Below are 9,407 nucleotides of genomic sequence, written 5' to 3'. Positions count from 1 at the left end.
CGGGTGGGTGCTCATGGGCGGTCCAAGGTGGTCCGGGGGCGGCTGGGTCACGGCTGCGCCTCCGACCGGTCGCAGGCGCAGCGACATGGAGGGTTCCGGACTTGGGGGCGCGCGTCAACGCGGGCCCGTGGCAGCGTGGTTGGGCACGCCGGGCCGCCGCCCCCGCGCGGACGATCCGCCCTCGGCGGCTACGGTTGCACCCGCGCGACCGCTCCCGTCTCCAGGGCCGCCCACACCGCGCCGTCAGGGCCCAGGGTGATCCCGTGCGGCTCGGACGCCGGCGAGGGCAGGGCGTACTCGGTGATCTCCCCGCTGAGGGTGATGCGGCCGATGCGGTTGGCTCCCCACTCGGTGAACCAGCAATCCCCGGTGGCGGCCGCGACGATGGCGTGGGGCCTGGCCGTCGGGTCGGGGAGCGGGAACTCCTGGACGACGCCGTCCACCGTGACCCTGCCGATCCGGCCGGCCCCGATCTCGACGAACCACAGGGCCGCGCCGTCACTGGTGATGCCCACGGGTGCGGCACCTGTGGTGGGAAGCGGATACGTCCGGACGTCCCCGTCGACGGTGATGCGGCCGATCGCGTCGGCCTGGTTGAGGGTGAACCACAGTGCTCCGTCGGGGCCCGCGGTGATGCCGGAGGGGAAGCCGCCCGCACGGGGAAGCGCGAACTCGGTGACCCGTCCCTCGACGGTGACGCGGCCGATCCGGTCGGAGTTCATCTCGGTGAACCACATCGCGCCGTCCGGGCCGGCGGTGATGCCGAAGGGGCCGCTTCCCGCTGTCGGTACGGGGAAGGACCGCGTGTCGCCGTCCGGGGTGACGCGACCGATCCGGTGGTCCCCGGACCGGGTGAACCACAGTGCCCCGTCGGGCCCGGGGGCGATGACCATGGGGCGGCAGGTGGAGGAGTCCAGCGGGAATGCGTCGAGTGCGCCGCCGAGGGTGAGACGCGCGATGCGGCCGCCGTGCACCAGGGTGAGCCACAACGCGCCGTCAGGTCCGCAGGTGATGCCGTAGGGCCCGGCCCGCTCGTCCGCGACGGCGATCTCCCTGACGGTTCCGGCATCGGAAGGCCGCACGACCAACTCCTCCAAGCGGCCGGATCCTTTCCGGCCTCCACCTCACCATGTCCGCGAGAGGACGGCGGATGCAACCGTGTTCCCGGGGAAGCCGGGGCACGGAAGGCGGGGAGTCGAGACCGCCGGGAACCGGATTCGAGCAGGACGTTCGGCCCGTCTCGTCCCCGGGGCCGGAATGCCGCTCGCGGCGGCGCGAAGGCAGTACCGCTATCCGGACGCGCCTGACGGGCGCGGCGCGCGGGACACGGCGGCGGATCTCCGCGTCGGCGGGGCGAGGATCGCGCCGTGACCAGCGGCACAACACGCCTGACCGCCACGCCTGCGCCCGCACGCTCAGGCTTCCGTAGGGCGGATGACGTACCTTCACCACGCCGATACGTCGATTTCATCTGGACGCTGAGCACCGGGTGACTTCACCGACTCGCGGGCCCCGCCCGTACCCAAGGAGTGCCGGAAGGAATGGCGGGCGGGGAACGTGGGCGCGGCCGAGTCGAATCGCTATTCTGCGTTCGAGGGTTGAACGAACGATCGATTCAAGATCATCAAAATGTAAACTTCTCCAAATCCCCCACGAGGAGCAAGTCATGAGCGTGCCGCCGAACGATTCCCCGGAGCTGTTACGCACCGCGACCCCTGTGGTACATGGCGCATTCCGTGCCGTGACCGGCTTCTTCTTCGCCTGCCACGGAGCGGCCTCCCTCTTCGGTGTTCTCGGTGGCGCCCACGGCGGCGGCACCGTTCCCACGCTGGCATGGCCCGGCTGGTGGGCCGCAGTCATCCAGCTGGTCGGCGGATCCCTGGTCGCTCTGGGCCTGTTCACCCGCACGGCAGCCGTGATCTCCTCCGGCTCCATGGCCTACGCCTACTTCAGCGTCCATCAGTCGAACGGACTGTTCCCACTTGTGAACGGCGGTGAGGCCTCCGCCATGTTCTGCTGGGCGTTCCTGCTGATCGCCTTCATCGGCCCCGGCGCCTTCGCACTCGAGAGCGTCCTGCGCCGTGGCACGCCGGCCGCCGGGGCGAGCGAGCCGGCGCCACCGGTGCGGGCCACTTCCTGACCGGTCCTGCGCGCCGACGACTCCTGCCGCGGGCTCCTGCCATGGGGCGGAGCCCGCGGCAGGCTTCATCTCCGCGCGGCTTCGACGCCGCCCGTCCCGTTCCGGCCGCTCATCCCTGCCGGGGCGTGATGTTGGCGTTGAGCCGGAAGAGGTTGTCGGGGTCGTAGGCCGCCTTGACCGCCGTCAGCCGTTCGTACTGCGGCCCGAAGCTCTCCTGGACCAGTTGCTCGCCCTCCTCGAGGAAACCGGGGAAGTTGAGGTAGATGCCGCCGGAGGAGAAGGCCCGCAGGGCGGCGAAGGTCTCCCGCACCCAGCCGATGTTCCGCTCCGAGTCGGCCTCGTCCGACCAGTTGCCCTCGATGCCGACGAGATAGGCGTCCTGGCGCCCGGTGAAGGCGGTCCCCTCCTGCGGGGCGCGCGCCATCGCGCCGCCCTGGAACCAGAGGTCCACCGTCGACATCGGCGACGGCGCCCGCTCGGCGTGCTCGGCGATCCGGTCGATGACCTCGTCGGTGAGACCGGGCAGGCTCACCGACTTCCAGTAGTAGCGGTTCCCGTCCGGATACTCCTCGTCCAGCAAGGACTGGACGTCGAGGTAGGTCGTGACGCCGCTCAGGTCGAACAGTGGTTCGGCGATCTCCCGCAGCGGCCGCAGCGCCCTCTCCCCCTCCTCCGGTCCGCCGGGGAAGAGCGCCAGCACGGCGACGAACGGCTCCCCGTGGAGCTGCGCGGGAAGCGCATCGTCAGGCGGGACCCGGCCGAACACGGCGAGCGGGGCCGTCCTCTCCTCGGGGGCGGACACCAGGCTCTCGACGTGGCGCAGCACCTCCCGGGCGTGCCGTGCCGGGTAGTACACGTTGCAGAAGTACACCTCCGGCCCGACCGGGTACAGCCGGTACGTGAACGAGGTGACGACGCCGAAGTTGCCGCCGCCGCCGCGGATCGCCCAGTACAGGTCCGGATGGCGCTCCGCGTCGGCCTCGCGGACCTCGCCGTCGGCGGTGACCACCGTCGCGGACATCAGGGCGTCGCAGCTGAGGCCGTGGGCGCGGCGCAGCCATCCCATGCCGCCGGACAGCGTCAGGCCCGCGACACCGGTCTGCGACACCACGCCGAGCGGCACGGCGAGGCCGTGGCGCTGGGTCGCGCGGTCCACGTCACCCAGGGTGCAGCCGCCCTGCGCGCGCACGAACCGGGCGTCGGGGTCGACCTCGACGGCGGTCATCCGGGACAGGTCGACGACCAGGCCGCCGTCGCAGAGGGCGTACCCCGCCACGCCGTGGCCGCCGCCGCGCACCGAGAGCGGGAGGCGGTGGTCGCGGGCGAAGCCGACCGCCGCGGCGACGTCCTCCTCGCCGGCGCAGCGCGCGACCAGGGCCGGCCGCCGTTGGATCGTGCCGTTCCACAGCCGGGTGGCCGCCGCGTACCCGGGGTCGTCCGGTTGGAGCAGCTCGCCCCGCAGGACACCCCGGAGGGCCTCGACGGCGGAGGCGGGCGCCTCGGCCGGTCCGCTGTCTTCCGCACCCATGCGGATCACCTCCCGCCCCCAGCCTCACCCGACGCGGCACACGGCGCGAGCCACGGGTGGCCGTTGCGGTCACGACGGGGTGCGCGCACGCCCCGTCCGGTGGCGACGCGGTGGCGTCCGCGACAATCGGAACCCCGCACCGGCCCGTCCGGTCGCCTCCGCGCGGCCCTTTCAGGGTCGGTGGCCAGGCCCGGCCCGTTCAGCGTCGGTCGGCTCCGCCCGGCCCGTCAGGAAGGAAGCCCGATGAGGACCGTCGAAGAGGTCGAGGCGCTGGCGTCCGCCGCGCACGCCGGGCAGGTCGACAAGGTCGGCGTGCCGTACATCGAGCACGTCCGGGCGGTCGCGGCCGGGCTCGTGCCGTTCGGGGACCGGCTGGTGATGGCGGGGCTGCTGCACGACGTGGTGGAGGACACCTCCTGGACGACGGAAGGGCTGCGGGCCGCGGGCGTCCCGGACGACGTGGTCGTGCTCGTCGAGGCGGTGACGAATCAGCCGGGCGTCCCGTACGAGGAGAAGATCCGCCGCATCGCGGGGAACCGGGAGGCCACGCTGGTGAAGATCTCCGACAACGCGCACAACAGCCGCGCCGACCGCGCGGCCGCGCTCCCGGAGGAGGCGCGCGCCCGCCTGGCCGCGAAGTACCGGGCGGCACGCGAGGTCCTGTGGGCGGCGGCGGACCGGGCCGACGTCGAGGCGGTGGTCACGATCGTCAACCCGGCCCTGCTGGACGAACTGCGCGGGGGCCGGACAGCTTCGTCATGACCCTTCTCGCCTGACCGCCCTGTCACCGGCCCGCCCGGTTTACCGGCCCGCCCGGTCACCGGTCCGGTCCTCGGTCCGGGCGCCCACGGAACGTGCGGCCGCAGGACCGGTCGCCGCCGTGCCGAGGAGGCGGGTCATGCTTTCGGCGGCCCGTACGGCCGCGTCGGCGCAGCAGTTGTTGAACAGCACGTGCAGCTGCTCCACCTGCCCGGCCAGCTCGTGCAACCGGGGTGTCCACTCGGCGAGTTCGGCTTCGTCGTAGGTGTGCCGGAAGCGGTCCTCCTTGCTGCCGGAGCCCCAGGCGGGACTGCGGCCGTGGAACCGCACGACGGACAGGCGCGGCGAGGTCACGGGGGTGACCGGGGGCATCGAGGACGGCAGCGTCTGCGTCATGTCGACGGCCACCGCCGCCATGCCGTGCCGGGCGAGCAGCGCGCGGGTCCGGTCGGCCTGGTCCTCGCGCCACCACCGCGGGTGGCGGAACTCCACGGCGACGGTCCAGCCGTGCGTGCGCCGGGCGGTGTCCGCCAGGAAGGTCTCGGCCTGTGTGCCGGGCCGGAACCACGGCGGGAACTGGAAGAGCACGCTGCCCAGCCGCCCGGCCTCCCGCAGCGGGGCGACGCCCGCGGTGAAGCGTGCCCACACCTCGTCCAGGACGTCCGGGTCGCGGGCGTCCGCCGGCAGCCCGGGCGGCATCACGGCGCCACGTGTGGGGTGTCCGGTCAGCAGGGAGAACGCCTTCACGTCGAACACGAAGCCGTCGGGCGTCCGCTCCGCCCAGAGCCGGCTGTTGCGCTCGCTCGGCAGGGCGTAGTAGGCCGAATCGACCTCCACGACCGGGAACCGCTCGGCGTAGTGCCGCAGTCTCCCCTCGGCGTCCCGTCGTCCCGCCGGATACCAGCCGCTGCCGACCAGCGCCCGGTCGGTCCAGGAGCATGTGCCCACGAGGATGTCACCCATGGACCTCCCGTTACCCCGCCGGGCCGTTTTCCCCCGTGGTCTCCCGTTCCGCGTCGCCGGTCAGGAAGCGGGCGAACTCCTCGACCAGGCGGGCCGAGGCTTCCCTCATCGCGGACCGGGTCATGCCGGCCGCGTGGGGCGAGAGGGTGCAGTGCGGATTGCCCGTCAGCGCCGAGGAGAAGCGGGCGCCCTCGCGCGCGAAGACGTCGACCGCGGCCCGGGCGGGACCGACGGCTGGGTCCCGCAGCACGCGGTCGAGGGCGTCCTCGTCGACCACGGCGGCCCTGCTGGTGTTGACCAGGACGGAGCCGGGCCGCATGGCCCGCAGTTCGGCCTCCCCGACGAGTCCGGCGGTCTGCGGGGTCGCCGGAACGTGCACCGAGACCACGTCGCAGGCGGCCAGCAGTTCGGCCAGGGACTCCACCCGGCGGCCGGGCCACCCCGCGGCCCGGTCCGGGGTGAAGCGCCGCGATCCCAGGACCAGGACCTCGGCGCCGAAGGCACGCACCAGGTCGGCCACCCGGCGGGAGACGGCGCCGGTCCCCACCAGCCCGACCCGGGCGTCGGACAGGCCGGCGGCCGGCAGCCCCGCCGTGGCGTCGTCCCACGCACCGGCGCGGAGCTCGCGGTCGCGCCGGGAGACCTCGCGCAGCGCGTCGAGCATGAGCGCCACGGTCAGTTCGGCCACCGCCGGGGCGTTGGCGCCGGGGGTGGTGCGGATCGCGACTCCGAGGTCACGGGCCGCCCGGTGGTCGAAGGTGTCGGAGCCCGACGCGGCGCGGCCGGCCAGCACGAGGCGCCGCCGCAGGCCCTGCTTCGTGGCCCTCTCCAGCACGGCCCGCGTGAGCGGGACGCCGGCCCGGCACTTCAGCACCTCGTAGCCCTCGCCCCCGTCCTCCAGGCGCCGGCCCAGTTCCCCCTCGTCGAAGCCGTCGAAGTCCACGGTGTCCCACTGGGCGGCGATGCGGCCGCGAAGTGCCGCGTCGTGCACCCTGCGGAGGTTGACCGTCGGCACGAGGCCGAGACCGGCCAGGGCGGTCAGCTCGGTGAGCGCCTGGTCGCCGGGTGCGGGGTCCACCACGAGGACGCGTCGGGCAGCGGAGGAGTCGCCGTTCACGATCATCAGCATGCCCGCGTCCTCCGCCGGCCGGCCGGCCGGGTCGGGGTGCCGACGCCCGCTGTCCCGCATCAAGGGCGGGACGACGGGCGTCGGCCCTCGGGACGTGGGTGTCAGGCCTCGGCGAGCACCCCGTCGGTGGAGGCGCCGGACGCGATGCCGTACTCGGGCTCGGGCACGGACTCCGGGGCGAGCAGCACCGAGCGGCGGCCGTCCACCCCGATCGGCACGTCCCCGTCCACCGTGACCCGGCGCAGGGTGCGCTCGTGGTCGTCGGAGTCGTCCACGCCGTAGTGCTGGGTGGCCCGGTTGTCCCAGATGGCGACGTCGCCCGCGCGCCACTGCCAGCGCACGGTGTTCTCCGGGCGCTCGACGTGCGACTGGAGGACGGTGAACAGGGCGCGCGAGTCACGGCCGTCGAGCCCGGCGAACCGCTGCAGGAAGTTGCCCAGGATCAGCGTGCGTTCGCCGGTCTCGGGGTGCAGGCGCACCACCGGGTGCTCGGTGCGGAAGGCCACCGAGGTGAACACCTCGCGGTGCTGCAGCAGTTCGGCGGAGACGGCGCCGGGCCGCACGGCGGCGTAGTCGTAGTCGTTGGTGTGCAGACCGCGCAGGTTGTCCGCCAGCAGCCGCAGGGGCTCCGGGAGTTCGGCGTAGGCGGTCGCCGTGTTCGCCCAGAGGGTGTTGCCACCGTAGGGCGGGATCACCTCGGCGCGGAGGATGGAGAAGGCGGGGTAGGCGGGCACGAAGGTCACGTCGGTGTGCCACTGGTTCGCCCGGCCGCCGTGGTCGTTGTCGATGCCGAGGGCGTAACGGCCGTCCACCGAGGGCACGGTGGGGTGCGCGACGAGCTCGCCGAGCAGCCTCCCGAACGCCTCGTGACCGGCGGCGTCGAGGTGGTGCTGGTCGCGGAGGAAGACGACCTTGTGCTCGAGGACGGCGGCGCGGATCGCGGCCACGGTCGCCCCGTCGAGGTCGCCGCCGAGGCGGACCCCGGAGATCACGGCGCCGATGCGGCCGCCGACCTTCTCGACGGTGACGGTGACGGCGGCGTCCGCCTCGGCCCCGGTGGCGGGAGCCCGGGCGGCGCCGGTGACGGGGGCGACGTCGGTGGTGGAGGTCATGGTGTTCCTTTCACGGGAAGCCGGCCGGCCCGGCCCGCCGCCGAGCGGGGCGGACAGGGCATGCGGACAGGGGGGTGCCGCCCCCGCAGGGGGGCACCGGCCTGACGGAGGCCGAGAGCAAGGGGAGAGGCGCACGCGCACGGCGGCGCGGGCCGCGCGGGGACGCAGGCCGCGCGGGGACGCAGGCCGCGCGGGCGGCGTGCGTGCGCGGGAAGGTCGGCGTCAGCTCTCCGGACACGCCGCCGAGGCGAGGCGCCCCAGGTCGACGTGGCGCCGCGTCACGAGGAAGGTCGTCGCGGTCATGGTTCGAGCATGCTCAGGCGGCCGGGGCCGGTCAAGGAATCCCGGGACGGCTTCACGAGCCCGCAACGAGCCGGACGCGCCCGCCCTGACCGCCCGCCGCCGATCCGCCTGCCTCCGGACCGCCCGCCGTCGGCCCGCCCGCCGCGGCCGGCTCCGCCCCGGTGGTCAGGTGCAGGTCCGCGCCGCGGATGCGCCAGGTCGCCAGCACGCTCACCACCGAGGTGAACACCAGGTACCCGCACGCGAGCCACGGCGTGCCGCCGCCCACCGCGAGGAAGGTCGTCAGCAGCAGCGGCGTGATCCCGGAGGAGACGATCCCGGACACCTGGTAGACGAACGACATGCCGGTGTAGCGGACCTCGGCCGGGAAGAGCGCGGCGAACAGCGTGCCCTGGGCTCCGTAGAAGTACGCGTGGATCACCCCGAGCGTGAGGACCAGCGCCGCGCCGAACGCCCAGGTGCCGCCGGTCTGGAACAGCCAGAAGGCGGGGAACACGCTGACGCCGAAGGCCACCATGCCGACCTTGTACGTCCTGAGCGCCCCCTGCCGGTCCACCAGGACGCCGGACAGCGGTATCAGCACCGCCATCACCAGCGCCGCGACGGTGACCGCGAGCAGCACGGCAGTACGCGGCAGTTCGAGCTCCGTGGTGGCGTACGCGATGGCGAAGACGCCCCAGGTGTTGAACGCGGCGCCCTCGCCCCAGCGGGCGAGCATCCCGAGGAAGGTGTGCCGCCTGCTCGTGGGATCCTTGAAGAGGGTGACGACCGGGACGCGGGAGGTCGTGCGACGCCGCTCCACGTCACGGAAGGCCGGCGTCTCGTCCACCCTCAGCCGCACGGCGATGCCGACACCGACCAGGATCAGGCTGACCAGGAAGGCCACCCGCCAGCCGTGGTCGAGGAAGGCCGCGTCGCTGAGCCACACGCTCAGCAGGGCGAACAGGCCGGTGCCGAGGGCCAGTCCGAGGGCGAGGCCGACCTGCGGGAAGCTGCCGAAGCGGCCCTTGCGGCCGTCCGGACCGTGCTCGATCGACAGCAGCACGGCCCCGGCCCATTCACCGCCCAGCGCCACGCCCTGCAGCACGCGGAGAACCAGCAGGAGGACGGGCGCCCACAGGCCGGCCTGCTCGTAGGTCGGCAGCACGCCGATGAGCGCGGTGGCCCCGCCCATCAGGCCCATGGTGACGGCCAGCGTCCGGCGCCGGCCGATCCGGTCCCCGATGTGGCCGAACAGGAGGCCGCCGACCGGCCGGGCCAGGAAGCCGACGGCGAAGGTCGCGAAGGAGAGCATGGTGCCGACGGTGTCGTCACCGGTGGGGAAGAACAGCTTGTTGAACACCAGGCCGGCGGCGGTGCTGTAGAGGAAGAAGTCGTACCACTCCATGGTGGTACCGAGCAGACTGGCGGCCACCACCGTGCGCAGGCGGCGGCGTTCACCGGGGTCGGCGGTCCCCTGCCGTGGGGACGGGG

9 protein-coding genes are annotated in these 9,407 nt (G+C 73.7%); 2 read left to right on the top strand and 7 right to left on the bottom strand.

Annotated features, from left to right (window positions below; all coding sequences use genetic code 11):
• Positions 1–188: 188 nt before the first annotated feature.
• Positions 189–1,082: a virginiamycin B lyase family protein gene (locus ACOV8S_RS07040; protein ID WP_448316753.1), complete on the bottom strand. Its 894-nt coding sequence runs from the start codon at positions 1,080–1,082 to the stop codon at positions 189–191.
• 584 nt (positions 1,083–1,666) lie between these two features.
• Here ACOV8S_RS07040 and ACOV8S_RS07035 point away from each other — a divergent pair.
• Complete coding sequence (locus ACOV8S_RS07035) at positions 1,667–2,140, top strand: DoxX family protein (protein WP_448316752.1); 474 nt, start codon at positions 1,667–1,669, stop codon at positions 2,138–2,140.
• Positions 2,141–2,249: 109 nt separating this feature from the next.
• Here the strand turns inward: ACOV8S_RS07035 and ACOV8S_RS07030 are convergent, their stop codons facing one another.
• Complete coding sequence (locus tag ACOV8S_RS07030; RefSeq protein ID WP_448316751.1) at positions 2,250–3,668, bottom strand: FAD-binding oxidoreductase; 1,419 nt, start codon at positions 3,666–3,668, stop codon at positions 2,250–2,252.
• 243 nt (positions 3,669–3,911) lie between these two features.
• On the opposite strand from ACOV8S_RS07030, the gene ACOV8S_RS07025 reads away from it, so the two are divergent.
• Entirely contained in the window at positions 3,912–4,430 is a 519-nt protein-coding gene (locus tag ACOV8S_RS07025; RefSeq protein ID WP_448316750.1) for an HD domain-containing protein, read from the top strand.
• Between the two features lie 39 nt (positions 4,431–4,469).
• On the opposite strand, the gene ACOV8S_RS07020 is transcribed toward ACOV8S_RS07025, so the two are convergent.
• The 5 genes from ACOV8S_RS07020 to ACOV8S_RS07000 all read right to left on the bottom strand — a co-directional run.
• Positions 4,470–5,390: a DUF72 domain-containing protein gene (locus ACOV8S_RS07020; RefSeq protein ID WP_448316749.1), complete on the bottom strand. Its 921-nt coding sequence runs from the start codon at positions 5,388–5,390 to the stop codon at positions 4,470–4,472.
• Between the two features lie 10 nt (positions 5,391–5,400).
• Entirely contained in the window at positions 5,401–6,519 is a 1,119-nt protein-coding gene (locus ACOV8S_RS07015) for an NAD(P)-dependent oxidoreductase (protein WP_448316748.1), read from the bottom strand.
• 101 nt (positions 6,520–6,620) lie between these two features.
• Complete coding sequence (locus tag ACOV8S_RS07010) at positions 6,621–7,631, bottom strand: TauD/TfdA dioxygenase family protein (protein WP_448316747.1); 1,011 nt, start codon at positions 7,629–7,631, stop codon at positions 6,621–6,623.
• Between the two features lie 222 nt (positions 7,632–7,853).
• Complete coding sequence (locus ACOV8S_RS07005) at positions 7,854–7,934, bottom strand: putative leader peptide (RefSeq protein ID WP_351116331.1); 81 nt, start codon at positions 7,932–7,934, stop codon at positions 7,854–7,856.
• A 52-nt stretch (positions 7,935–7,986) separates the two neighbouring features.
• On the bottom strand, positions 7,987–9,407 hold a 1,421-nt coding region (locus ACOV8S_RS07000; protein WP_448316746.1), incomplete at its 5' end, for an MFS transporter.

The organism is Streptomyces sp. CO7 (assembly GCF_053474865.1).
The sequence above is the reverse complement of the archived record's forward strand: the minus strand, read 5'-3'. Positions and strand labels throughout refer to the sequence as shown.

What these genes read in the sequence shown, in the direction of transcription:
- ACOV8S_RS07035 (WP_448316752.1), top strand. Translation starts at nt 1,667, where the DNA reads ATGAGCGTGCCGCCGAACGATTCCCCGGAGCTGTTACGCACCGCGACC.
- ACOV8S_RS07030 (WP_448316751.1), bottom strand. Translation starts at nt 3,668, where the DNA reads ATGGGTGCGGAAGACAGCGGACCGGCCGAGGCGCCCGCCTCCGCCGTC.
- ACOV8S_RS07025 (WP_448316750.1), top strand. Translation starts at nt 3,912, where the DNA reads ATGAGGACCGTCGAAGAGGTCGAGGCGCTGGCGTCCGCCGCGCACGCC.
- ACOV8S_RS07020 (WP_448316749.1), bottom strand. Translation starts at nt 5,390, where the DNA reads ATGGGTGACATCCTCGTGGGCACATGCTCCTGGACCGACCGGGCGCTG.
- ACOV8S_RS07015 (WP_448316748.1), bottom strand. Translation starts at nt 6,519, where the DNA reads ATGCTGATGATCGTGAACGGCGACTCCTCCGCTGCCCGACGCGTCCTC.
- ACOV8S_RS07010 (WP_448316747.1), bottom strand. Translation starts at nt 7,631, where the DNA reads ATGACCTCCACCACCGACGTCGCCCCCGTCACCGGCGCCGCCCGGGCT.
- ACOV8S_RS07005 (WP_351116331.1), bottom strand. Translation starts at nt 7,934, where the DNA reads ATGACCGCGACGACCTTCCTCGTGACGCGGCGCCACGTCGACCTGGGG.